We start from the raw sequence: 22,670 nt of genomic DNA, 5'->3' as shown, positions 1-22,670 counted from the left end.
AGCATGATCCGCGCCCTCATCATCCTTGCCGCCTTCGTGGCCGCTGCCGCGCCCGCCCTGGCCCAGGCGCCGGGCAGCGAGCGCGGAAATACCATGCAGGTCTATATCCGCGAGCCGGGCAATGGGCCGGTTTCGGAGAGTTTGAACCTGCCGCTCGACAAGGCGGCCATCGTGCACCTGCCGGTCGATGTGGCCGATGTCCTGGTGACCAACCCCGCCGTCGCCGACGCCATCGTGCGCACGCCGCGCCGGGCATATGTCATGGGCCTGTCCACCGGCCAGACGAATGCCTTCTTCTTCGATGCCGACGGCCAGCTCATTCTCGACCTCGACCTGCGCGTCGAGCGGGACCTGGCTCCGCTGCAGGACGCCCTGACGCGCTTCTTGCCGGGCGCCCGCGTCCAGGCCGAGGCAATGAACGACAATATCGTGCTGTCCGGCTCGGTGCCGTCGGCCTCTGATGCGGACGCGGCCCTGCGGATCGCCCAGCGCTGGGTCGACGATCCGGAGCGCATCCTGTCCATGCTCAACATCGAAGCCCGCGACCAGGTCATGCTGAAAGTGCGCATCGTCGAGATGGAACGCACCATCGTTCGCCAGCTCGGCATCAATCTGTCGACGGCCGGCACATCCGGCGAGTTCGATTTCGCCGTCGCCACCGACCAGCAATTCTCTCTGGCCGGACGGTTCCTGCGCGGCCTCAACACGGCGGTCGACTGGACCAGCGGCAATGCCGGCGGCATCGGCGGCGTCTCCAGCGTGCTCCAGGCGATGGAGCGGGTCGGGCTCGTCCGCACCCTGGCCGAGCCGAACCTGACAGCGATTTCCGGCGAAAGCGCAAACTTCCTCGCAGGCGGTGAATTCCCGGTTCCGGTCGGTCGTGACCGCGACGGCAATATCATCATCGAGTTCAAGCCCTTCGGTGTCGGCCTCGGCTTCACCCCGGTGGTCCTGTCGGAAGGCCGCATCTCGTTGCGCGTGTCGACGGAAGTGTCCGAACTGACGACCCAGGGCGCGCTGAATTTCGGCGCCAGCCAGGTCGTTGATGACAACGGCAATGTCGTCGGCACCGTAGAAGGCCTGACGATCCCGGCGCTGAACGTGAACCGGGCCGAGACGACGGTGGAGCTGCCCTCTGGCGGCAGCCTGGTCCTGGCAGGGCTGATCCAGGAAGAGACGCGACAGAATCTCGACGGCATGCCGGGCGTGCAGAACCTGCCCGTGCTCGGCGCCCTGTTCCGGTCGCGCGATTTCGAGAACCAGGAAACCGAACTTGTTGTGCTGGTGACGCCATACCTCGTCGACCCGGCCAACCCCAACCAGATGCAGACGCCGGCGGACGGGTTCCGCAACGCCAGCGAAGCCTCGACCCTGCTCTTCGGCCGCATCAACCGGGCCTATTCCGTGCCCGGCGCGGACACCGGCGAGCGCGGCTGGTCCGGCCCGGTCGGCTATCTGTTCGAGTAGTGGAGTGTGTGATGGTGCGTAGAACAAGACATATCGGCCTTCTCGCCGGCGCTTTGCTGGTGCTGGGTGCTTGTGCGTCAACACCGCACACTGCCTACGTGCCCCGGGACAATCTGGGTCTGCCCCAGGCCGACGCCGTGGCTGAGCGGTACCGGGCCGAGTTTGCGGTCGATCCACGCGACAATGGCCTGACCTGGGCCCAGCGCGACGTGCTTGCCGCAGTCGCCGACGAATACAAGGCCCGTGGCCACGGCCAGTTGGTCATCAGCTATCCGCAGGGTGGCCAGAACGAGGCCGCCGCCATTGACGCCATTGCCGAGGCGCGGAGCTATTTTTACGAGCGCGGCATCGACTGGCGCGCCATTGCCGGCGGTCCCTATGATGCGCGCGGGCAGAGCAATGCGGCGGTGATTTTCTCCTTCATCCACTATCGGGCGGTCGCGCCGGATTGTGACCAGGGCTGGGAAAACCTCGCCATTGAATGGGACAACCAGGCGCACAGCCGGTTCGGTTGCGCGACAGCCGCCAATCTGGCGGCCATGATTGCCGACCCGCGCGACTTGCTCGCGCCGCGCGACATGGACCCGGTTGACGCCTCGCGTCGCCAGACCGTGCTCGATCGCTATCGGGCCGGGGAATCCACCGCCAGCCAACGCTCCGATTACGAGAGCGGTGCTGTTTCTGATGTGTCACGGGATTAAGGGGAACGATCATGGCAAAGGCTAATCGCGCCCTCAATACGGACGGCATGCACGAGGACGATCCGTTCATGGATGCCGCCGAAGTCGAGCGCATGATGCTCGGCGAGGCGGCCTTCGAGGCGGAAGACGAGTTTGTTACCGACGAGTTCTCCGGCGACGAGATTCCGCCCATGGCGGAGGACATCGATCTCGGCGACGAGGCCGACCCGTTTGAGGTCGCCGAGGCGGAAGCCGAGCCGGAATGCCCGGAGACCGGGGCGCGCTCCCCGTCGGCTCCCGTGCCGCACACCATGTTCGAGAATCTCGAGGAAGAATTCTCCAGCCTCGGAACCAGCGATGCGCTGTACGGCGAAGTCGACAGCGATGTGCCGGACCAGCCGGTGCCGCGCATCACCGTTGCGGCCTTCTGTGAACGCCCGGAGACCGGGTCTCTGATCCAGAATGCGGCTGGTGACCGGCGGCTGTCCAAGGCCCATGTGTCGATCGAGATGGGTGGGCTCCCGGGGGCGATCGAGCGCTTCCACGACGAGTCGACGCCGAACCTCCTGATCGTCGAGAGCGGCATGCGCGGACGCGGCCTGTTCGACCAGCTCGAGGAGCTGGCCGGAGTGTGCGACGCCGATACCAAGGTCGTCATCATCGGTGCTTCCAACGACATTGCGCTGTATCGCGAGCTGATGAAGCGCGGCGTGTCGGAATATCTGGTGCCGCCGATGACGCCGCTGCACCTGATACGGACCATTTCGGAGCTCTTCCTCGACCCCGACCAGCCGTTCGCCGGCAAGTCGATCGCCTTTATCGGCGCCAAGGGTGGTGTCGGCTCCTCGACCGTGGCTCACAATTGCACCTGGGCCCTGACAGAAGGCATCCAGTCCGATGCCGTGCTGGTCGATCTCGACCTGTCCTTCGGCACCGCCGGCCTCGATTTCAACCAGGATCCGGCCCAGACGCTGGGCGATGCGCTGAGCGAGCCGGACCGGCTCGACGATGCCCTGCTCGACCGGCTTCTGGTGCGCTGCACCGACCGGCTGAGCCTGTTTTCCGCCCCGGCGACGCTGGAGCGCGACTGGGAATTCTCTCCGGCGGCCTACGAGACCGTTCTGGAAAAGGTGCGTCGCCAGGCGCCCTATATCGCCCTCGACCTGCCGCATGTCTGGTCGCCCTGGGTGCGCGACACGCTGCTCACCGCCGACCAGGTCGTGGTCACCGTGGCCCCGGACTTGGCCTCACTGCGCAATGCCAAGAACCTGTTCGACCTGGTGACCGGGGCCCGTCCCAATGACGAGCCGCCGAAAGTGGTGATCAACATGGCGGGCATGCCCAAGCGTCCCGAGATCCCGGTCAAGGACTTCGCCGATGCCCTCGGCACGGCACCGTCCCTGGTGCTGCCGTTCGAGCCGCAATTGTTCGGGAAGGCATCCAATAACGGCCAGATGATCACCGAGGTCGACCCAAGGTCGAAAGCCGCCGAGGGCTTCTCGCACCTGGCCGGCATGGTGTCCGGTCGCGTCCCGGTCATGCTGCGCAAGCAGTCCTTCATCTCCAAGCTGTTCGGAGGCTGATGCACGATGTTCGGCAAACGCGCTGGAGGGCCGACCACTCGCCCCGTACCAACTGCAGTCCCGCCCAAGCCGGCGGCTGCGGAGGCGCGTGCGCCGGTTCCAGCCGAGCGCATGCCGGAACCGGCCAAGCCGGCCAAGCCGTCCGCCCCCGAGGCCAAGCCGAAGGTTGCCGCTGCGGCGCCGGCCCCTGGCAAGGGCGCATCCAAGCTCGGTGCCCGCACGGCGCGCGCGCCGGTTGAGAGCGGCCGCTCGGAAGAATACTACGCCATCAAGACGACGATCTTTAACGCCCTGATCGACACCATCGACCTGGGCCAGCTGTCGCGTCTGGACAATGACACGGCGGCGGAGGAGATCCGCGACATCGTGACCGAGATCATCTCGATCAAGAATGTCGCCATGTCGATCGCCGAACAGGAGCAGTTGCTGCAGGACATCTGCAATGACGTGCTCGGCTTCGGTCCGCTGGAACCCCTGCTGGCGCGCGACGATATCGCCGACATCATGGTCAATGGCGCAGACGACGTCTTCATCGAGGTCAACGGCAAGGTGGAGCGGACCAATATCCGTTTCCGCGACAACGGCCAGCTGATGAATATCTGTCAGCGAATCGTCAGCCAGGTCGGCCGCCGCGTCGACGAGAGCTCACCGATCTGTGACGCCCGCCTGATGGACGGTTCGCGGGTCAACGTCATTGCGCCGCCGCTGGCGCTGGACGGGCCGACCCTGACAATCCGTAAGTTCAAGAAGGACAAGCTGCAGATGCAGAACCTGGTCGACTTCGGGTCGATCACGCCGGAAGGCGCCAAGGTTCTGTCCATCATCGGTGCCAGCCGTTGCAACGTGCTGATTTCCGGCGGCACCGGCTCGGGCAAGACGACGCTGCTCAACTGCATGACCGGCTTCATCGAGGAAGACGAGCGCGTCGTCACCTGCGAGGACGCCGCCGAACTCCAGCTGCAGCAGCCGCACGTCGTGCGCCTGGAGACCCGGCCGCCGAACCTCGAGGGCTCGGGTCAGGTGACCATGCGTGACCTGGTCAAGAACTGCCTGCGCATGCGCCCGGAACGGATCATCGTCGGCGAGGTGCGTGGCCCGGAAGCCTTCGACCTGCTGCAGGCGATGAATACCGGCCATGACGGCTCGATGGGCACGCTGCACGCCAACTCGCCGCGCGAGGCCATGTCGCGGATCGAATCCATGATCACCATGGGCGGCTACAACCTGCCGGCCCAGACCATTCGCGAGATGATTGTCGGCTCGATCGACGTGATCGTCCAGGCGGCCCGCCTGCGCGATGGTTCGCGCAAGATCACCCACATCACCGAAGTGGTCGGCATGGAAGGCGAGGTCATCGTCACCCAGGACCTCTTCCTGTACGAGATCAAGGGCGAGGACGCCGATGGCAACATCATCGGCCAGCACGCCTCGACCGGCATTGCCCGTCCCAAATTCTGGGACCGGGCCCGCTATTTCGGTCTTGAACGCGAACTGGCGGCGGCTCTCGACGCATCGGAGGCCTGACCATGAACGGCGACATGGCGTTCATCCTGGCCGCTGCGGCGGCCTTCCTGGCGGTCGGCGGTGTCGGCTGGGTGGCTGTTGGGGCGCTCGGCGATGCCCAGTCGAAGAAACGCGTTAACCGGGCCGTCAATGCCGGCCAGCTGAAGCGCGGCAAGCGCCAGCACGCGGCGCTCGACCAGGCTGCCCAGCGCAAGCGCCAGGTGCAGGAATCGCTCAAGGACCTGGAAGCGCGCCAGCGCGACCAACGCAAGAAGACACTGACCCTCAAGGCGCGCATCCGCCAGGCCGGGATGAGCTTCACGCCGACCACATTCTGGTTGATTTCGGCCGGCCTGGCCGCGCTCGGTCTGGCCATCGCCTTCGTTACCGGCCAGAGCATCTATGTCACCTTCGGCATCACGGTGGTCTTCGGTCTCGGCCTGCCGCGCTGGTGGCTGGGTTTCCTCAAGGGGCGCCGCCAGAAGAAATTCTCTGGCGAGTTCGCCAACGCGCTCGACGTGATCACGCGTGGCGTGAAGTCCGGCCTGCCGCTCAATGAATGCCTCAAGATCCTCGCCCATGAAGCGCCGGAACCGGTCAAGACCGAGTTCGCCAAGCTGGTCGAGGGGATCAGCGTCGGGGTGACGCTCGAGGACGGGCTCAACAAGATGTGCGAGCGCATGCCGCTGCCGGAAGTGAACTTCTTTCGCACCGTGCTCGTGATCCAGCAGAAGACCGGCGGCAATCTCGCCGAGACGCTGTCCAACCTGTCCGTGGTGCTGCGCTCGCGCAAGATGATGCGCGAGAAGATCGGTGCCCTGTCATCGGAAGCCAAGTCGTCTGCCGCCATCATCGGCTCGCTGCCGCCGGGCGTGCTCGGCATCGTCTATGCCACCACGCCGTCCTACATGAGCGCCATGTTCGTGCACCCGACCGGGCAGCTGATGCTGCTTGGCGGCCTGACCTGGATGTTCATCGGCATCATGGTCATGCGCGGCATGATCAATTTCAAGATCTGAGGCGGCGGCATGTTCGGCATCGGATTCACCGAGATACGCGACTTCCTCACCGACCCGGAATCGCTGATCGCGCTGGTCGCGGCGGCACTGGTGTTCGCCACCATCGTGACCCTGTCGGGCCCGGCGATGAGCACCGACACGCTGGACAAGCGCATCAAGTCGGTGCGCAACCGGCGTGAGGAATTGCGCCGCAAGAGCCGCGCCGCGATGGAGGAAGAGGCGCGCCAGAAGGGCCGGGCCGGAAACAAGGGCTCGATCCGCGGCGCCGAGGCCAAGGGGCTGACGCGGAAGATCGTCGACGCGCTCAACCTGCAGAAAGCCTTCGAGGATCCGGCCCTGCAGGACAAGCTGGCCCAGGCCGGCATGCGCGGCAACCGGCCGGCCGTGACCTTCTACTTCTTCCGCCTGCTGACGCCGATCATCCTGTTCCTGATGGCGCTGTTCTATGTTTTCGTGGTCAATGATTTCGGCCTGCCGCAGATCACCCGCATCTGTTTCTCGCTCGGCTTCGGCCTGCTCGGCTATTACGCCCCGAACCTGTACCTCTCGAACAAGGCCACCAAACGCCAGCAATCGATCATGGGCGCATTTCCCGACGCCCTCGACCTGCTGCTGATATGTGTGGAATCGGGCATGTCGATCGAGGCGGCTTTCCACAAGGTGTCGGCGGAGATCGGCTCGCAGTCGATCGAACTGGCCGAGGAATTGTCGCTGACCACGGCCGAGCTGTCCTACCTGCAGGATCGCCGCACGGCCTACGAGAACCTGGCCAAGCGGACCAACCATCCCGGCGTTAAGGCGGTGTGTACCTCGCTGATCCAGGCCGAACGCTACGGCACCCCGCTGGGGCAGGCCCTGCGGGTGATGGCCAAGGAAAACCGCGACATGCGACTGGCCGCGGCGGAGAAGAAGGCGGCCTCGCTGCCCGCCAAGCTGACCGTGCCGATGATCGTGTTTTTCCTGCCGGTGCTGTTCGTGGTCATTCTCGGACCGGCGATTATCCGCTTCAATAGCATGTGACGATTCCCGCATGGCGCGTTATTTGAATGGCGTGTCACATGTTGAACAGGTGGACCCATCCGATGTTTTCCGGCCGCAAGAGCCCTGAAAAGCTGCGCGAGGACATCCGCGCCGCCGATCTCGCGGTCGGTGAGGCCATGGGCGCCCTGGCCGAGGACGATGTGCGCGAGGCGCGCAAGGCGCTGTCCGCCGCCCCCCGCACGCATTTCGCCGACATGGGATGGAAGGTCGACCTGGCCGCCGCCATGATCGAGCTCAAATACGGCAAGCCGAAGCAGGCGCTTCAGAAACTCGTCCAAGTGTGCAGCCGGCTCGATGACACCTCGCTGACGCGGGACGACAAGAATTACCTGCGCCTCTACGCCCTGTACCGCGCCAGCGAGGCGTCCAAGACCGGTCGGGCGCCGAACGAGCTGCGTGAGCTGGTCGAGGATTTCCGCTTTGACCACACGATGGTTACGCCGCTTCTGCGCAAGGATTTTCCGCTCAAGAAGCTGGAGGGGGCGGACGTCGCACCACCTCCGCCGCCGCCCGCCTTCTAGACCGCGGCGATCCGGCACTTCCCAACAATCAGGATTTCACTGGGCCCGCACAGCGTCATAGCGGCGCTGGCTGGTCAGCATGGCGCGGATATACGCCATGTTGGCTTCCGCCATCTGCGGCGAGACGTCGATGCGGGCGAATTCCTCCGCCTCGGCAAAGCGTCCCTGCAGCGCGATGACCAGGGCCAGGTTCTGGCGCACAGTCGGGTCGGCCCCCGGACGTACCATGGCTTCGCGCAGCAGGCGCTCGGCGGTTTCCGCCTGGCCGGCCGCGACATGCGACAGGGCGAGATTGGACAGGATGGCGGGCTGATCCGGTGCCAGGGCGAGGGCGGCCTGGAAGGTGGCGCGGGCCTCGTCCGACTGGCCGGCCTGGTCCATGGCGACGCCAAGGGCGTTCGCGATGCGCCAGTCGTCCGGCGCTGCAGCGCGGGCACGGTGCAGGGCTTCCAGCGCCTGCGGGCCGCGGCCCGAGGCTGCCAGGGCGCTGCCATAGGCGAACAGGATGTCCGGGTCATTGGGGTGCAGGGCCATGACCTGGCGCGCCACTTCGGCAGCGCGCTGGTGATTGCCGACCCGGCGCAGCGTGTTCGACAGATTGATCGCCGCCTCGAGGTCGGCCGGGTTCATTTCATAGGCCTCGGCCCAGAAGGCGGCCTGGGTCAGCAGGTCCTGGCTGGCCACGGCGGCGCGCTGTTCGGCGGTCGGGCCGGTGATCTGGCGGCTGTCGATGGAGGCCAGCGCGGCCTGCTCGTCCGGCGTCGGCTCGGTCGTCGCGCAGGCGGTCAGCACCAGGGCGCAGGCAGGCAAAAGGGCGAGGCTGGGGCGCATGGGTCTTCGGGTCCACTGTGAGGGTGGCTTGAATCTGCGCCGCGCCGGTCAAGAATACGTTAATCGAGACGTTTCCTGTCGCCAGCCACCGGAAGGCCCTGTCATGTCCCAGATTTTCCTGTCCGATACCGAAGCCGCCAGCGCCGAGGACGTGCGCATTGTCCGCCTGGTGAAACGCGACGCTCGAGACGCGGTGGTCGCCGACCTGCCGCCAGCCCAGCAGGGACTGGCTGAGGGTTTCGCCGGCAAGCCCGGCGAGGTCGTGCGCCTGCCCGGTGGTGGGGACGCCGATGCGCTGTTCGGGATGGGCAAGGGCGATGATGCGTTCGCGCTCGGTGCCGCCCCGCTCGCCCTGCCGGAAGGCAAGTGGCGGCTTGCTGACATCCCCGACGCGCTCGACCCGACCCTGCTGGCGACGGCCTGGGCGCTGGGAGGCTATGCCTTCACCCGCTTCAAGGCTGCGCCGCGCAAACCGGCGCGACTGGTTGTGCCGGACGGGGCCGACCGGGCCGAGGCGACGCGCATCGCGGCCGGCGTCAGCCTGACCCGGGACCTGGTCAACACCCCGGCCGACCGGATGGGACCGGAAGGACTGGAGGAAGCCTTTCGCGCCCTGGCCCAGAACCACGGCGCCGAGGTCCGTGTGACCCGCGGCGAAGACCTGCTGGCCGACAATTACCCGATGATCCACGCCGTCGGCCGGGCGGCCGGTGAAGCGCCGCGCCTGCTCGAACTGGAGTGGGGCGAAGCGGGCCATCCGCGGCTCGCCCTGGTCGGCAAGGGCGTGTGTTTCGACACCGGCGGGCTCAACCTCAAGCCCGGGGCCTCGATGCGCCTGATGAAGAAGGACATGGGCGGAGCCGCCCACGTCATGGGGCTGGCCTCGATGATCATGTCGGCCGGTCTGCCCGTGCGTCTGCATGTGCTGGTGCCGGCGGTCGAGAACGCGGTCGGTGCCGGGGCCTTCCGGCCGGGCGACGTCCTCGACACCCGCCAGGGCCTGACCGTGGAGATCGACAATACCGACGCGGAGGGCCGTCTCGTGCTCGGGGATGCGCTGACCCGGGCCTGCGAAGATGATCCCGACCTGCTGATCGATTTTGCCACCCTGACCGGAGCTGCCCGCATCGCGCTGGGCCCGGAAGTGGCGCCGTTCTACACCGCGGAAGATGACCTGGCCGACGGGCTCGCCGGGGCCGCGCGCTCGGTCTCCGACCCGGTCTGGCGCATGCCGCTGTGGGACGGTTATGACGGCGAACTCGACAGCGAGATTGCCGACCTGGTGAATTCCGCTCCGACGCCGATGGCCGGGTCGATCACTGCGGCCCTGTTCCTGCGCCGTTTTGTCGGCGAGGCGAAATGGATGCACTTCGACGTTTTCGCGTGGAATCCCAAGCTTCGTCCGGGGCGCCCCAAGGGCGGCGACATGCATGCGGCGCGTGCCGTTTACCATTTACTCAAGGAGCGGTTCCCAAAATGACACAGGAGAATCACCGCCTGTTCCCCGGGAGCCGTCCGCATGACACAGCCAGCCATGGCCTCGCTGGAGATGATGCGCCGCGTCAGCGCCGATGCCGTTCAGGGCAGCGTCGCTGACCTGACCGCCCGCCAGTTCGCCTTGCTATTGGCCATCTTCATGCGTCCGGGTCCGCACGCTGTTCGCGATCTGGCGCTGGATCTCGGCCTTCCCAAGCCGGCGGTGACCCGGGCCCTCGACGCGCTCGAGCGCCAGGGCCTAGTCAGGCGCAAGCGGGACCGCGCCGACAAGCGCGATGTGTCCGTGCACCGGACTGTCAAAGGCGCCGTGTTTCTGTACGATTACGGCGAGAATGTTGCGCTGCGTGCCGAGGAAACCCGCCAATGCCCGAACTGGATCCCCGCCTTACACCGGCCCGGCCCGACCTCGCCGCCGCTGAACTGAAAGGGCGCGTCGAGGCCGAGCGCTTCGTCGATCCGGTCGACCACCAGTGTCATGTCGCGGCGGCCCCGATCCGCCGCCAGCCCCATCCCCGCGGCGCCATGGACGACCAGTTGCTGGCCGGCGAGGTGTTTGCCGTTCTGGAGGAGCGTGATGGTTGGGCTTGGGGACAGTCGCGCGCCGACGGCTATGTCGGCTGGGTCGACCGCAATCATCTGACGCCCCAGGTCCGCCCGGTTGACCGCCGCATCAGTGTGCTGCGCACCTACGCGTTCAGCGCTCCCGATATCAAGTCGGCCCCCAACGCCCTTTTGAGCCTCAATGCCGGGATAACCGTGGGGAAGCGCGAGGAACGCTTCGTCGAGGCGCAGGGGCAGGGCTGGGTGATCGAGGCGCACACGGCGCCGCTGTCCGAAACCGCCTCCGATTACGTCGCCGTTGCCGAGGCCTTTCTGGGCGCGCCCTATCTGTGGGGCGGCAAGGAAAGTCTGGGGCTTGATTGCTCGGGCCTGGTTCAGATGGCGCTGCGCGCCGCCGGCATTAATGCCCCGCGCGACGCCGACATGCAGGAAGCCTTCCTGGCCAAGCGTTGGCGGGATGTCACCGGGGACCATGCGCGCCAACGTGGCGATGTCGCTTTCTGGCCCGGCCATGTCGGCATTCTCACCGACAGCGAACACCTGCTCCACGCCAATGCCGGCAGCATGGACACCACGCTGGAATTTTGGGACGAGGCCGTAGCTCGCATCGCCGCCGCCGAATCGCCGGTCCGCGCCATCTACCGCCCGTAGAAAGCCTGTGCCCGAGGCGCCGCTTGTCGGGCACCTTGCCTGGTTGCCTTGCCTTACGTCAGCGACAATCGGCCAGGTTATGAGGAGGGGCGGCCCGGAGGCCGCCCCTTTTTTGCTAGCCGCCGATTTCTGCGCCGCCCACGGCGTTGTCGGTGGCCATTTCGCTGATCACGCCATTGGTGACCGCGAAGCGACGCATGGTGACCCCGAGGGCCTCGACTTCCAGGGTGATGTCGGCGCGCCCGAAGGGCTGGCCGACGGCGGTCTGGATGTCGCCATTGGTCAGGACCAGCTCACCATTGATGAGAGGCCTGACCGGGGTCAGCTCATAGCTGCCCGACAGCCCGCTGCTGGCATTGTCCAGGCGGGCCCGGATCGTCGGCAGGGTGGTGCCCAGCCCGGTCAGGCGGAAGACGTGGCGGGTCGCCATGGTGCTGTCGCCGACCCATTCGAAATGCGCCGTGCTGGCTTCGCGGACAATGGCATTGGCGCCGCCGGTGGCGGTGCTGTCGGCGATGGTCAGGGCCGGGTCGAGCGCCAGGTCCACCCGGGCCTCCAGCGTGTTGGCCGCGATGGCGGTCGCGGCATCGCTGTCGGGTACCGCGGTGACGGCGAGCGCCCCCGCGGCCAGGTCGGCCAGGCTCGGCGTGCTGGCAGCGTCGATCACGAACACCGCCTCGCCGGCCATGTTGAAGCTGGCGGTCTGGCCGGCCAGGGCCAGGCCGTCCAGCCCGGTCGTGTCGTCCAGGCCGAGGGTCAGCGTCACCGTGTCGGCATGCGTGGCCAGGTCGGCCGCCACCAGGCTGCCACCGGCATAGACCTGTCCCTGCACGCTGGCTTCCAGCGTGCCCAGGGCGGTGCTGTCGAGGCTGTTATAGTCGGAGGCCAGGGTCGCGGTGACCTCGCCGACCCCCAGCAGATTGCCGGCGGTGCGCGCCGCCGTGCCATAGCTGCTGGCGGCGAAGGCGGTGACGCCGGTGGCCACCGGGTCGGCGGTGCTGTTGCTGTCGTCGAGATCGTGGGTGTCGCTGCCGATCTGGGTGCCGTAATCGGTGCTGACATCGACGGAGAAGTTGACCTCGCTGCCGGTCAGCCGGACCGGAAGGGTGAACACCATGTCGTCGTCATCCGCACCGGCGGAGTAGACGCGGTCCGCCACCCGGTCGTCGCAGGCGGCCAGGTCCGAGGTGGCAAAGCCCGCACTGGTGCCGCCGTCCAGGCCGCCGGTGCTGATGGTGAGCGAGCAGGACCCGCCGCTGGCAAACACCGAACTGTTGATGTGGCCGTCGAACACGGCCCCGTCCAGCTCGATGGAGACGACCGCGTCGCGGATGCCGTCGAACTGGTCGGTGTTCTGCACCACCACGGCGAACTGCAGGTCGCCGGTCACGTCGAGGGCGGAAAAATCGATCCCGTCGGCGATCTCGGTCGTGCCAGAGTCGCCGAAATCCGATGCTGCGGTCACGAAGCCGTCGATAACGCGGCTATTGGCGGCAAGGGTGCTGAAAGCAAAGCGCTGGGCGCGGATTGCATCGGAGGTAGTGTCGCCCCCGGTCTGGCTGTCATCTTGCCAGGTGATGACGAAACCGTTGCCGGACAATGCCGCAATTGAAGGATAGGACTGGTTACCGGCAGTTGTCGTGTTGACCAGGAATTCTACGCCGTCAATGGCCCCTGCCGCATCATAGCGTTGAGCTCGGATGGCAAGGCCGGAGGTGTCACCCCCGGTCGCGCTGTCATCTTGCCATGTGATGATGAAACCGCCGCCGGACAACGCGTCAACTGAAGGAAGGAACTGGGCACCCGCAGTTGTGGTGTTGACCAGAAATTCTGTGCCGTCAGCAGCCCCCGCGGCATCATAGAGCTGGGCGCGAATGGCCCAGCTGGAGGTATCTCCCCCGGTCAAGCTGGCATCCTGCCAGGTGATGACGAACCCACCGCCGGACAGCGCCGCGACAGTAGGATCTCCCTGGCTACTGGCCGTTGTGGTGTTGACCAGGAATTCTGTGCCGTCAGTGGCCCCCGCGGCATCATAGCGCTGGGCGCGGACGGCATAGCCGGAGGTGTCGCCCCCGGTCATGCTGGCATCTTTCCAGGTGATGACGAACCCACCGCCTGACAACGCCGCGACTGAAGGTAATTCCTGGTTGCCGGTGATTGTCGTGTTGACCAGGAATTCTGCTCCGTCAGTGGCTCCCGCGGCATCATAGAGCTGGGCACGGATGGCAGTGCCGGACGTGTCGCCCCCGGTCGCGCTGGGATCCTGCCAGGTGATGACGAAGCCGCCACCGGACAACGCCGCGACTGAAGGATAGGCTTGGAAACCAGCAGTTGTTGTGTTGACCAGAAATTCTGCGCCGTCAGTGGCCCCTGCGGCATCATAGCGCTGGGCGCGGATAGCATAGCCGGAGGTGTCACCCCCGGTCGCGCTTTCATCCTGCCAGGTGATGACGAACCCGCCACCGGACAACGCCGCGACAGAAGGATAGGACTGGCTATTGGTAGTAGTCGTGTTGATCAGGAATTCTGCGCCGTCAGTGGCGCCCGCGGCATCATAGCGCTGGGCGCGGATGGCATTGCTGGAGGTGTCGCCTCCGGTCGCGCTGGAATCGTACCAGGTGATGACGTAGCCGCCGCCAGACAACGCCGCGACGGAAGGAAGGCGTTGGTTATCGGCAGTTGTCGTGTTGACCAGGAATTCGGGGCCATCCGGCACGGGCGTCTGGAACGCCTCGGCAATTCCAGGCAGACAGGCAAAGCTGGCGGCCACAGCCACCAGCCGACCAAACGTGAAACTCGTCATATTCCCCCCCGGAACACACCCCAATTTGAGAACGAAGTTAACGGGGCTCGTCTACGACGCCGGCGAGGCGCATGCAATCAATAAAGAGCTATTGATGTCTAGGGGGGGCAAGGGAGGCATTTGAACCGGTAATAAAATTTATTTTCCCCAGTTTCTGAAAAACTTTCCGTTGTAAAAACAACACCATAAAAGTTTTTCGCCCCGTTTCATCCCCACCCCCTCTCAGCCGTGAAACACTTCCCCCGTCCTCGCACCAGCTCGAGCCCCGGCCTAGACAACCGGGGGGGGCGGGGAGAGCGGAGCTCGTCCGGGTCGGTCGGTCCTGTCGGCCGGCGACCCCGGCGGGGCTGCGGGCGGCGAGGAGCGGCACTATTGGAGGACCGTTCCAGACCAGCCCGCCTTGCCAACTCGGGTCCTTCGAGGCTCGGTCAAATCTCCGTATGCGGGACGGTGTCGACGTCCAGTTTTTAATTCGCAGGACGCCTGCACCGTCCCGCATCCTCATACCGCCAGGCGGAAGCGTCGTGGCGCTATTGGTCGTGGCCGGGCGCGGGGTCGAGGCATGAAAAAGCCCCGCAGCCGGGGCTGCGGGGCTTGATAAGGGAGCAAGGAGTGGCCGATCTACCGATCCGCGTCCTCGTCGGTGTCTTCGACAACCTCTTCCGCCAGCTCTTCGGCTTCCGGATTCTCGATGGTGTCACTGGCCGTCTCGGTGCTGACCGGTTCGCCGGTGCTGGCGTCAACGACCGTGCCGTCTTCCGGCTGGGCATCATCGCTGGCGGGCATCGGGGCCATGTCCTCGACTTCGGCCGGATCGGCTTCGTCCAGTTCCGGGCCGTCTTCGCCCAGCTCGCCTTCCGGTGCGGCCGGCAGCGGCTCGGGCAGATCGACCGGGTTGTCGGACAGGCTGCGCAGGTAAGCGATCAGGTCGATCCGCATGGCCTGGTCGCCGAGGCCGCGGAACGACATGTTGGTGCCCGGTGCCCAGCCCGACGGATTCTCGATGAAGCCGTCGAGGGCTTCAAATGTCCAATTGCCTTCGATGCCCTGCAGCGCGGCGGAATAGGCGAAGCCCGCGCCGCTGGCGATGTCGCTGCCGACAACGTTCCAGAGATTGGGGCCGACGCCATTGGGGCCGCCTTCATCGAAGCTGTGGCAGGCGGCGCAGCGGCGTGCGGCGCGCTCGCCATTGCCCAGATCGGCGCTGGCCAGCAGAAGACCGTAATCGACCGGGCCGGTGTCAACCTCGACCTCGGCGGCCGGACCGGACGCAATGAGGTCCCAGTCAACCGGATAGGAGGTGTTCTCGGCGGTCAGTTCGTACGCGCCGTGGCTCGGTACCACCAAGTGGCCGAATTCCATGATGGCCATCACCGCGAGGACCGCACCGATCACCACGCCCGCCACCTTGTTCCAGAAGAGATCGCCCATTCGACGCCCCCGATTGATGCCTGCCAAAAATTTGCCCGTGTTTGGCACGCGGACGGGCGTCAGGCAACCGCGTTGCGCGCTCTTGTGCATGCGGTAAGCCGCCGCACGCAGGCTTCGGGGCCGGTTCCGTTCAAGGGAAAATCGGCGGATCCGCCGGGACCGGGAGGGGTGATGTATAAAAAACACACTCCGTTTGCTTGTGAAGAGCGCGGTGTACCGGCCCACGATACTGCCTTGATTGGGCCCAAATCGCCGCCCATGTGTCGATTATTCGCCGCGCAACAAGCGTGCGAACCATAAAAACTAGGTAAGGTTGATACGATGTTCCGTTACGCACTTGCAGCTTCCCTTTCTGCCCTGGCCCTGACGGCCGGTGCGCAGGCACAGGAAAACACCATAACGCTCGGCGCCGGTTACGAGCGCGTGGATATCGAAGAGTTCGAGTTCGACACGTTCGTGGTCCGTGCGGGCTACGACTTCACCCGTTTCTTCGGCATTGAAGGCCAGGCCAATGTCGGCCTTGGTGAAGAAGATATTGCCGGCACCGGCGGTGCTGGCGAAGTGGCTATGGACTACTCCTTCGGTCTGTACGGTGTCTTCCGTCCGGTCCAGAACGAGCAGGGCAGCGTCTTCCTGCGCGGCGGCTACACCAACACCCAGCTCGATGCCAGCGTCGGCGGCCTGTCCGACACGGCCAGCGAGAATGCCTGGGCTGTCGGCGTCGGCGGCGAGTATTTCTTTGACGGTGTGAATGGTGTGCGCGCCGACTACACCCACCTGGAATACAGCGATGATGGCGGCAGCGGCGACGCCTTCGGCATCGCCTATGTGCGTCGCATCGGCGGCTGATCGGTCCTCGTGATCGACACCGGAAAAGGGCTGCGCTCCGGCGCGGCCCTTTTTTCGTTCTACTTTGCGGAAATGGCTGGAAGAGTTATATTTTTTCGTCCGCCCACAGCTCGGCAAGTCGCCGGGCGATGGCGATGGAGGGCGGCAGGTCGAAGTCGGGGTGATGGCCCGCGAGCATGGCTCGGACCTCGTCGCGGCTGAACCAGCGGGCCGCCTCCAGCTCGTGCGGATCGACCTCGATCGTGGTGTACTGCGCCGGCGCCACCAGTCCGACCATCAGGGAGGACGGGAAGGGCCAGGGCTGGCTCATCACATAGCGGATACCGGCCGGGTCGGCGCGCACCCCGGATTCCTCGGCCAGTTCACGGGCGCAGGCCTCCTCGAGCGTTTCCGCCGGTTCGACAAAACCGGCCAAGGCCGACCAGGACCGTTCCGGCCAGCTCGACTGGCGCCCCAGCAGGCAATGCTCGCCATCGGTGGCCAGCATGATCACCACGGGGTCGACGCGCGGGAAGTGTTCGGCCGCGCATTCGGGACACCGACGCCGGAAACCGCCGGCCCTGATGGCCGTGCAGGCACCGCAATTGGCGCAATGGCCGTGCCTGTCGTGCCACGCAAACAGGGCGCGGGCGAGCGCGAACATCGCCGCTTCGTCGTGCGGCAGGCCCATGGCGGCCGGGCGTGCATCCACGAAGCTGGCGCCGTGCGGCAGGTCTGCCGCTTCCGGCCAGCGCGCGGCCATGCAGGCACTGCCCCGGTAATGGCCCAGGAAGAAGGGGGCGCGAAGACCGGCCGCTCGGGCCTCCTGCGGGCTCAGCCAGTGCAGGGCGCCGTCAGGGTTGAGCAGCGGGCCCCGGTCATCCAGCGCCATCCACCAGCTTCCCGGCGCGTCCGCCAGTCCGGCGATGGCGGTTTCGTCGCGCCGCAACTGGTCGCCGCGGTCGAGCGGGGAGCCGGCGAAAACCAGCGGGTCCCGGTCTTCGAGAAAGTGGCGGTCCGCCATGTCATTCAGCCTCCGGCCCGTGCCCCTGAGGGCCAATCCGGCGCACAGGTAGAGATGTTTGGCGGACCCGGCAAGGGAACCTCGGCGAGGGTGAAACGTTGAGCGGGCGAGGGGGATGAGTGCGTCCCGACCGTTGAGAACGAGGCGGAATTTGCGGTTCCTCGGCTGGATAATGGCGATCCTGGCCAGTGTCGTGGGGCTTGCGGTCCTGGCGCTGGTGCTGATCGTCCTGTTCCTGTCCGACCCGGATCGCGCCACGCCTGTCCTGCGCCACCAGATCGAGCAGTATGGTGGGCACCAGACCCGCCTCCAATCGGGCTGGATTGATCTCGGCTGGTCACCCGTTCTGCGCCTGCGCGACCTGCATGTGGACACGGTGGGGTCGGCCGGCGTGCTGGATACGCGCTTCAATGTTTTCAGCCTTCTGTTCGGTGGCCGTCTGGCGCGCCATGTTGCCGTCGAAGACGCTGCCTACACGGTGCAGCTGACGGGCGAGGAGGGGCGTGGCCTGCCCGCCTTCCTCGATCACGTCCGGGCCGTCGATGGTCGCGCCATCAACCTGGTTGTGCGGCGACCCAATCGCGATCCGGCAGCCCTGGTCATCCACGACGCCAGCGGTGACCTGGTCACCGGCGATTTCTCGCTCAATGGCAGCGGCGGCGAGGCCGACTTGGTCATGACCGGACGGGCCGCCGGCCTGTCGCTTCGAGACTTCCGCGGCCAGCTGGACCTGAGCGGTAGAAATTTTGCCGAGTTCGCGGCCCTGCTTTCCCTGACCGCCCCGGACACGCCGCCTTTCCGGATGAGCGGGGACCTGGTGCGTGATGGTCGCGCCTGGCGTTTCGAGCCGTTCACCGGTGCGGTCGGTGACTCCGATCTTGCCGGCTCCATGGTGGCCGATTTCAGCGGCCGGCGTCCGCGCCTTGTCGCCGATTTGCACTCCGAGCGTCTCGACCTCGACGATCTCGGCGTGGCCATCGGGGCACCGTCCTCGGTCGACGGGGGCGAGGAGAACCCGGCCCAGCGGGCAGCCAATACGGCGTATCAGGGCGATGCGCGCTACATCCCTGACGCCTATCTCGACTTTACCCGCATGCGCGGTGCCGATGCCCAGGTCCACTTCACGGCCGACACGGTGCTGACCGGGCGCATCCCGCTTAGCGCCATGGAGGCGGAGATCGTGTTGGAGCAGGGTGTTCTGACCTTCGAGCCGATGGCCTTCGACGCCACGCGCGGCGGCCGCCTGACCATATTTGCCACCTTGGATGCGACCGTGGATCCGGCGCAGACCGATATCGAGGGGCGGCTGGACAGCTTCAACCTCGACATTGTGGCCGGCGGACGCCTGCTGCGCGGCGAGGCGCTGTCGCGCTTCAGCCTTGCCATGACCGGGTCCGGCCTGCGCGCCGCGTTTGCCTCCGCGGACGGGCAGATCAATCTGTGGGCCGCGCCGGGCGCGCGGATCCGGCACATGGCGGTGGAAGGCTCTGATCTCGATATCGGCGAGGTCTTTCTATTGATGCTGGAGGAGGATGCCGGCGAGGAGGAGTATCTGCCTGTCACCTGCGCCGGTGCACAGTTCAATGTCGCCGATGGCATCGCGCGGCCCCATCCAGCCCTGCTCGATACCCGGGACAGCCTGCTGCGCATGACCGGGCAGGTGTCCTTGCGCAACGAGACTCTGGACCTGCGAATTGAGGCGGATGCCAAGGATGTGTCCTGGGGCAACCTGCTCGGCGATGTCTCAATCGTCGGCACACTTCGTGACCCGGAGCTTTCGGTCGATGCCACGGAAAGCCTTTTGCAAGGTGGGCTCGCCGTGCTCTTGGGCTCGATCGCCGGCCCCCTCGCGGCCGTCCCCTTCACTGAGCTGGGGTTTGGCCAGGATGCGCCGTGTGGGCCACTGATGGCCGAAACCCGGGGCTAGTCTGCCGGTCAATGCCAATATCGCCATCTCTCGTGCGGGGTATCGGGCAAGGTGTCGCACCGATATTGATAATGAGAGGCGTTCTCAATAATGTCCGATGTCCCGGATGCAACAAGGAGAACGTAGTGATGTGCAGCTCTCAACCGAAGGCGCGGTTTGCCCAGGCAGCGGTGCGCGACTGGCTGGAGACCCAGGCGCGGGTGACCGGTTATTGGCGCGATGTGCTGGTCTCGGCCGGCGGTGACGCGGCGCTGATCGAGGCGCTCGACAATCATGCCGTCTTCCTCCGTTCGGCGGCGCACGGCGCCAAGGGCGAGTTTCAACAGAGACAGTGACAGCTGGCCTTGCACCGGGGCGACCGGCGCGCGATATAGGCAGGTGGAAGGCCGGCGGTGGACGAGTGCCTCGCCAACCCGGTCAGGTCCGGAAGGAAGCAGCCGTAACGAGTTTCGCTCGGGTCGCTGTCCGGTCTTCCACTCCAATCGAGGGCACCCGGTCGGGCTGCCCGCGCGAGCGCCGAACCCAAGGGCCGACATGGACGACACGCCGCTCCCATCGCAGGACACCGGAGCGTCGGCCGAGCTGATGCCGGGACTGGATTTGCCCGCCACGGCATCGGACCCCGGCTACCAGGTTCTGGCCCGCAAATACCGCCCAGACACGTTTGAAGACCTGATCGGCCAGGATGCCATGGTGCGCACCCTGACCAATGCCTTCGCGGCCGGCCGTATTGCTCATGCCTACATGCTGACCGGCGTTCGGGGCATCGGCAAGACGACCACGGCGCGGCTAATCGCGCGGGCCCTCAATTACGAAACCGACGAGATCGACGGTCCGCACATGAAGCTGGCCGAGCGCGGTCGCCATTGCGATGCCATCGCCCGCTCGGCGCATGTCGACGTGATGGAGATGGACGCCGCTTCGCGCACCGGTGTCGGCGATATCCGCGAGATTCTCGACGGTGTGCGTTACGCCCCGGTGTCGGCGCGATACAAGGTCTACATCATTGACGAGGTCCACATGTTGTCGACCTCGGCCTTCAATGCTCTGCTCAAGACGCTCGAGGAGCCGCCGGAGCACGCGAAGTTCATTTTTGCCACGACCGAGATCCGCAAGGTGCCCGTAACGGTCCTGTCCCGTTGCCAGCGTTTCGACCTGAAGCGCATCGACCGGGACATGCTGACCGACCACCTTGAGCGCATCTGCGGCCTGGAAGGCGCCGCGGTCGAGCGCGATGGGCTGTCCCTGATCGCGCGCGCCGCCGAAGGTTCGGTGCGCGATGCCTTGTCGCTGTTGGACCAGGCGATCGTTCAGGGCAATGAGGCCGACGGTCCGGTCTCGGCGCTGCAGATTCGTGACATGCTCGGCCTCGCCGACCGGGCGCGCGTCCTCGACCTGTTGGAACATGCGCTGACCGGCAGGACGGGGGAGGCGGTTGGCGAACTGGCCGAGCTGCACGATGCCGGCGGCGACCCCGTCGTGATCACGCGCGATCTGCTCGACTATGTGCACGCTGTATCGCGTGTGAAGGCGGTCGGAAGTGGCGCCGACCTGGGCGAGGCCGCTGACACGGTGGCGCGGCTTGCATCCTTGGCCGAGACCCAAAGCCTGGGTCAGCTGACCCGTCTGTGGAAGATACTGCTGACCGGTCTGGATGATGTGCGTCTGGCCCCCGATCCGCTGGCTGCAGCCGAAATGACGGTGTTGCGCCTGGCCACGGCCGCCATGCTGCCGCCGCCTGAAGAGGCTGCCCGCATTCTCGCCGGGCACCCGCCAGCGACCAAGGAGGCCCCGGCGGAGGCGCCGGGAAAGCCTGAACCGGCCGGGGCCGAGGCCCGCACGCCGGACGCCGTGACTGAGCCCGCCCCTGAGGGCTTCGGCGAGGTCGGCGAGGCGGAGGCCATGATCGAAGGGCCGGACAGCTTCGAGGCGCTGATCGACATGCTTCGTGGCAAACGCGATATCGGCCTGCAGACTGATGTCGAGCGATTTGTCCGCCCGGTCTCGTTCAAGCCCTGCTCGTTCTCCTTCCAGCCCGAGCAGGACTGTCCGCCCGACCTGGCCCAGCGCCTGTCACGGCGGCTGCAGGAATGGACGGGCGCTCGCTGGATGATCCTGGCAGACGCCGGGCTCGAGGGGGGCGCGACTTGGTTCGAGCGCCGCCGCAAGGCGGAGGCTGACCGGCGCGGACGGGCGCTCAACGACCCTGCCGTGGCCGAGGCGCTGCGGCTGTTTCCCGGCGCGGAAATCCGCGCCGTGCATACTCCGGCCGCCCCCCCGGGGGACGCCCAACAAGAATCGGAGAAGCGCGCATGAAGGATCTGATGGGCCTGATGAAACAGGCACAGGCCATGCAGCAGAAGATGACCGAGGCACAGGCCAAGCTCGAGGAAACCGAGGTCAGTGGCGAGGCCGGTGCCGGTCTGGTCACTGTGGTCATGACGGCCAAGGGAGAGTTGAAGCAGGTCAAGATCGACAAGAGCCTGATGGACCCTGAGGAGCCGGAGATTGCCGAGGATCTGATTCTGGCGGCCCACGCCGATGCTCGGCGCAAGGCCGAGCAAGCCCAGCAGGACGTCATGAAAGAAGCTGCTGGCGGACTCAGCCTGCCCCCCGGCATGAACCTGCCCTTCTGAGACGGGACCACGCCAGTTGATGAAAACCGCCTCCGCCGGACCGGAAATCGAGCGCCTCATCGCGCTGCTTGCCAAGTTGCCCGGCTTGGGCCCGCGCTCGGCCCGGCGTGCGGCGCTGCACCTGCTGGCCCGGCGTGATGGCTTGATGCGGCCGCTCGGGGAAGCGCTCGGCGACGCGGCCGACAAGATCCGTGCCTGCAGCGAATGCGGCAATCTTGACGTCACCGACCCTTGTGCCATCTGCGCCGCGCCGGATCGCCTCGACAACGCGATCTGCGTGGTTGAAACGGTCGGGGACTTGTGGGCGCTGGAGCGCGCCGGAGCTTTCAAGGGCCGCTATCACGTGTTGGGCGGAGTGCTATCGGCACTTGATGGCGTGCGGCCGGAAGACCTGTCGATCGGCAAGCTGGTCGAGCGCGCGAGCCGCGAGGCGGTGAGCGAGATCGTCATAGCCCTCAACGCCACCGTCGACGGCCAGACTACGGCCCACTATCTGGGCGACAGACTGGACGGGACGGGAGTAACCATTACCTCTCTGGCCCGCGGCGTGCCCGTGGGCGGGGAGCTCGATTATCTCGACGACGGGACCTTGGCGGCCGCGTTCCGCAGCCGATCGTCGGTCTGACAAGGCTTCGTTAACACCGCCTGTCCAATTTGATCCGGTTCG

At 66.2% G+C, this 22,670-nt stretch carries 20 protein-coding genes and 1 other RNA gene; 17 read left to right on the top strand and 4 right to left on the bottom strand.

Going from position 1 to position 22,670, the window contains the following annotated elements:
- Positions 1-3: 3 nt before the first annotated feature.
- The 7 genes from ACXYMR_RS02825 to ACXYMR_RS02795 are packed head-to-tail and all read left to right on the top strand — an operon-like array spanning position 4 to position 7,814.
- Positions 4-1,467, top strand: coding sequence for a type II and III secretion system protein family protein (locus ACXYMR_RS02825; protein ID WP_458941235.1), 1,464 nt, complete (start codon positions 4-6; stop codon positions 1,465-1,467).
- Positions 1,468-1,478: 11 nt separating this feature from the next.
- Positions 1,479-2,168, top strand: coding sequence for a CpaD family pilus assembly protein (locus ACXYMR_RS02820; RefSeq protein ID WP_458941234.1), 690 nt, complete (start codon positions 1,479-1,481; stop codon positions 2,166-2,168).
- An 11-nt stretch (positions 2,169-2,179) separates the two neighbouring features.
- Entirely contained in the window at positions 2,180-3,730 is a 1,551-nt protein-coding gene (locus tag ACXYMR_RS02815; protein WP_458941233.1) for an AAA family ATPase, read from the top strand.
- A 6-nt stretch (positions 3,731-3,736) separates the two neighbouring features.
- Positions 3,737-5,254, top strand: coding sequence for a CpaF family protein (locus ACXYMR_RS02810; RefSeq protein WP_458941232.1), 1,518 nt, complete (start codon positions 3,737-3,739; stop codon positions 5,252-5,254).
- 2 nt (positions 5,255-5,256) lie between these two features.
- Positions 5,257-6,252, top strand: coding sequence for a type II secretion system F family protein (locus tag ACXYMR_RS02805; protein ID WP_458941231.1), 996 nt, complete (start codon positions 5,257-5,259; stop codon positions 6,250-6,252).
- Between the two features lie 9 nt (positions 6,253-6,261).
- A complete protein-coding gene (locus ACXYMR_RS02800; RefSeq protein ID WP_458941230.1) occupies positions 6,262-7,272 on the top strand; it encodes a type II secretion system F family protein in 1,011 nt (336 codons plus the stop codon).
- Between the two features lie 38 nt (positions 7,273-7,310).
- Positions 7,311-7,814, top strand: coding sequence for a hypothetical protein (locus tag ACXYMR_RS02795; protein WP_458941229.1), 504 nt, complete (start codon positions 7,311-7,313; stop codon positions 7,812-7,814).
- Positions 7,815-7,850: 36 nt separating this feature from the next.
- Here the strand turns inward: ACXYMR_RS02795 and ACXYMR_RS02790 are convergent, their stop codons facing one another.
- Complete coding sequence (locus tag ACXYMR_RS02790) at positions 7,851-8,645, bottom strand: tetratricopeptide repeat protein (protein ID WP_458941228.1); 795 nt, start codon at positions 8,643-8,645, stop codon at positions 7,851-7,853.
- A gap of 103 nt (positions 8,646-8,748) precedes the next feature.
- On the opposite strand from ACXYMR_RS02790, the gene ACXYMR_RS02785 reads away from it, so the two are divergent.
- From ACXYMR_RS02785 to ACXYMR_RS02775, 3 genes are read left to right on the top strand one after another with little or no spacing between them, the layout of a single operon-like run.
- Positions 8,749-10,125, top strand: coding sequence for a leucyl aminopeptidase family protein (locus ACXYMR_RS02785; RefSeq protein WP_458941227.1), 1,377 nt, complete (start codon positions 8,749-8,751; stop codon positions 10,123-10,125).
- 39 nt (positions 10,126-10,164) lie between these two features.
- Complete coding sequence (locus ACXYMR_RS02780; RefSeq protein ID WP_458941226.1) at positions 10,165-10,566, top strand: MarR family transcriptional regulator; 402 nt, start codon at positions 10,165-10,167, stop codon at positions 10,564-10,566.
- A complete protein-coding gene (locus ACXYMR_RS02775; protein WP_458941225.1) occupies positions 10,506-11,354 on the top strand; it encodes a C40 family peptidase in 849 nt (282 codons plus the stop codon). Before ACXYMR_RS02780 ends, ACXYMR_RS02775 begins: the two co-directional genes overlap by 61 nt.
- Before the next feature lie 115 nt (positions 11,355-11,469).
- Here the strand turns inward: ACXYMR_RS02775 and ACXYMR_RS02770 are convergent, their stop codons facing one another.
- Complete coding sequence (locus ACXYMR_RS02770) at positions 11,470-14,157, bottom strand: beta strand repeat-containing protein (RefSeq protein ID WP_458941224.1); 2,688 nt, start codon at positions 14,155-14,157, stop codon at positions 11,470-11,472.
- A gap of 621 nt (positions 14,158-14,778) precedes the next feature.
- On the bottom strand, positions 14,779-15,588 hold the full coding sequence (locus ACXYMR_RS02765; RefSeq protein ID WP_458941223.1) for a c-type cytochrome: 810 nt from the start codon (positions 15,586-15,588) through the stop codon (positions 14,779-14,781).
- A gap of 321 nt (positions 15,589-15,909) precedes the next feature.
- Here ACXYMR_RS02765 and ACXYMR_RS02760 point away from each other — a divergent pair, with 321 nt between their 5' ends.
- Entirely contained in the window at positions 15,910-16,437 is a 528-nt protein-coding gene (locus ACXYMR_RS02760) for an outer membrane beta-barrel protein (RefSeq protein ID WP_458941222.1), read from the top strand.
- Between the two features lie 85 nt (positions 16,438-16,522).
- Here ACXYMR_RS02760 and nudC read toward each other — a convergent pair whose 3' ends face one another.
- Positions 16,523-17,440: an NAD(+) diphosphatase gene (nudC, locus tag ACXYMR_RS02755; RefSeq protein WP_458941221.1), complete on the bottom strand. Its 918-nt coding sequence runs from the start codon at positions 17,438-17,440 to the stop codon at positions 16,523-16,525.
- A gap of 115 nt (positions 17,441-17,555) precedes the next feature.
- Between nudC and ACXYMR_RS02750 the strand changes: the two genes are divergently transcribed.
- From ACXYMR_RS02750 to recR, 6 genes are all read left to right on the top strand, one after another.
- Entirely contained in the window at positions 17,556-19,367 is a 1,812-nt protein-coding gene (locus tag ACXYMR_RS02750) for an AsmA family protein (RefSeq protein WP_458941220.1), read from the top strand.
- A 128-nt stretch (positions 19,368-19,495) separates the two neighbouring features.
- Positions 19,496-19,702, top strand: coding sequence for a hypothetical protein (locus ACXYMR_RS02745; RefSeq protein ID WP_458941219.1), 207 nt, complete (start codon positions 19,496-19,498; stop codon positions 19,700-19,702).
- Between the two features lie 45 nt (positions 19,703-19,747).
- An RNA gene (ffs, locus tag ACXYMR_RS02740) (signal recognition particle sRNA small type) lies at positions 19,748-19,845 on the top strand.
- A 56-nt stretch (positions 19,846-19,901) separates the two neighbouring features.
- Complete coding sequence (locus ACXYMR_RS02735) at positions 19,902-21,683, top strand: DNA polymerase III subunit gamma/tau (protein WP_458941218.1); 1,782 nt, start codon at positions 19,902-19,904, stop codon at positions 21,681-21,683.
- On the top strand, positions 21,680-22,003 hold the full coding sequence (locus ACXYMR_RS02730; RefSeq protein WP_458941217.1) for a YbaB/EbfC family nucleoid-associated protein: 324 nt from the start codon (positions 21,680-21,682) through the stop codon (positions 22,001-22,003). The genes ACXYMR_RS02735 and ACXYMR_RS02730 overlap by 4 nt, the downstream gene beginning before the upstream one ends.
- Positions 22,004-22,022: 19 nt before the next feature.
- Positions 22,023-22,628 carry a recombination mediator RecR gene (recR, locus tag ACXYMR_RS02725; protein ID WP_458941216.1) on the top strand — a complete coding sequence of 202 codons (606 nt, stop codon included), beginning with the start codon at positions 22,023-22,025 and terminating at the stop codon, positions 22,626-22,628.
- Positions 22,629-22,670 lie beyond the last annotated feature (42 nt).

Source organism: Maricaulis sp. CAU 1757 (assembly GCF_054482675.1).
This window is presented reverse-complemented; position numbering and strand designations above follow the sequence as displayed.

What these genes read in the sequence shown, in the direction of transcription:
- ACXYMR_RS02795 (WP_458941229.1), top strand. Translation starts at nt 7,311, where the DNA reads ATGTTGAACAGGTGGACCCATCCGATGTTTTCCGGCCGCAAGAGCCCT.
- ACXYMR_RS02790 (WP_458941228.1), bottom strand. Translation starts at nt 8,645, where the DNA reads ATGCGCCCCAGCCTCGCCCTTTTGCCTGCCTGCGCCCTGGTGCTGACC.
- ACXYMR_RS02800 (WP_458941230.1), top strand. Translation starts at nt 6,262, where the DNA reads ATGTTCGGCATCGGATTCACCGAGATACGCGACTTCCTCACCGACCCG.
- ACXYMR_RS02750 (WP_458941220.1), top strand. Translation starts at nt 17,556, where the DNA reads ATGAGTGCGTCCCGACCGTTGAGAACGAGGCGGAATTTGCGGTTCCTC.
- ACXYMR_RS02780 (WP_458941226.1), top strand. Translation starts at nt 10,165, where the DNA reads ATGACACAGCCAGCCATGGCCTCGCTGGAGATGATGCGCCGCGTCAGC.
- ACXYMR_RS02820 (WP_458941234.1), top strand. Translation starts at nt 1,479, where the DNA reads ATGGTGCGTAGAACAAGACATATCGGCCTTCTCGCCGGCGCTTTGCTG.
- ACXYMR_RS02810 (WP_458941232.1), top strand. Translation starts at nt 3,737, where the DNA reads ATGTTCGGCAAACGCGCTGGAGGGCCGACCACTCGCCCCGTACCAACT.
- ACXYMR_RS02730 (WP_458941217.1), top strand. Translation starts at nt 21,680, where the DNA reads ATGAAGGATCTGATGGGCCTGATGAAACAGGCACAGGCCATGCAGCAG.
- ACXYMR_RS02785 (WP_458941227.1), top strand. Translation starts at nt 8,749, where the DNA reads ATGTCCCAGATTTTCCTGTCCGATACCGAAGCCGCCAGCGCCGAGGAC.
- recR (WP_458941216.1), top strand. Translation starts at nt 22,023, where the DNA reads ATGAAAACCGCCTCCGCCGGACCGGAAATCGAGCGCCTCATCGCGCTG.
- ACXYMR_RS02765 (WP_458941223.1), bottom strand. Translation starts at nt 15,588, where the DNA reads ATGGGCGATCTCTTCTGGAACAAGGTGGCGGGCGTGGTGATCGGTGCG.
- ACXYMR_RS02745 (WP_458941219.1), top strand. Translation starts at nt 19,496, where the DNA reads ATGTGCAGCTCTCAACCGAAGGCGCGGTTTGCCCAGGCAGCGGTGCGC.
- nudC (WP_458941221.1), bottom strand. Translation starts at nt 17,440, where the DNA reads ATGGCGGACCGCCACTTTCTCGAAGACCGGGACCCGCTGGTTTTCGCC.
- ACXYMR_RS02760 (WP_458941222.1), top strand. Translation starts at nt 15,910, where the DNA reads ATGTTCCGTTACGCACTTGCAGCTTCCCTTTCTGCCCTGGCCCTGACG.
- ACXYMR_RS02825 (WP_458941235.1), top strand. Translation starts at nt 4, where the DNA reads ATGATCCGCGCCCTCATCATCCTTGCCGCCTTCGTGGCCGCTGCCGCG.
- ACXYMR_RS02805 (WP_458941231.1), top strand. Translation starts at nt 5,257, where the DNA reads ATGAACGGCGACATGGCGTTCATCCTGGCCGCTGCGGCGGCCTTCCTG.
- ACXYMR_RS02775 (WP_458941225.1), top strand. Translation starts at nt 10,506, where the DNA reads ATGCCCGAACTGGATCCCCGCCTTACACCGGCCCGGCCCGACCTCGCC.
- ACXYMR_RS02815 (WP_458941233.1), top strand. Translation starts at nt 2,180, where the DNA reads ATGGCAAAGGCTAATCGCGCCCTCAATACGGACGGCATGCACGAGGAC.
- ACXYMR_RS02735 (WP_458941218.1), top strand. Translation starts at nt 19,902, where the DNA reads ATGGACGACACGCCGCTCCCATCGCAGGACACCGGAGCGTCGGCCGAG.
- ACXYMR_RS02770 (WP_458941224.1), bottom strand. Translation starts at nt 14,157, where the DNA reads ATGACGAGTTTCACGTTTGGTCGGCTGGTGGCTGTGGCCGCCAGCTTT.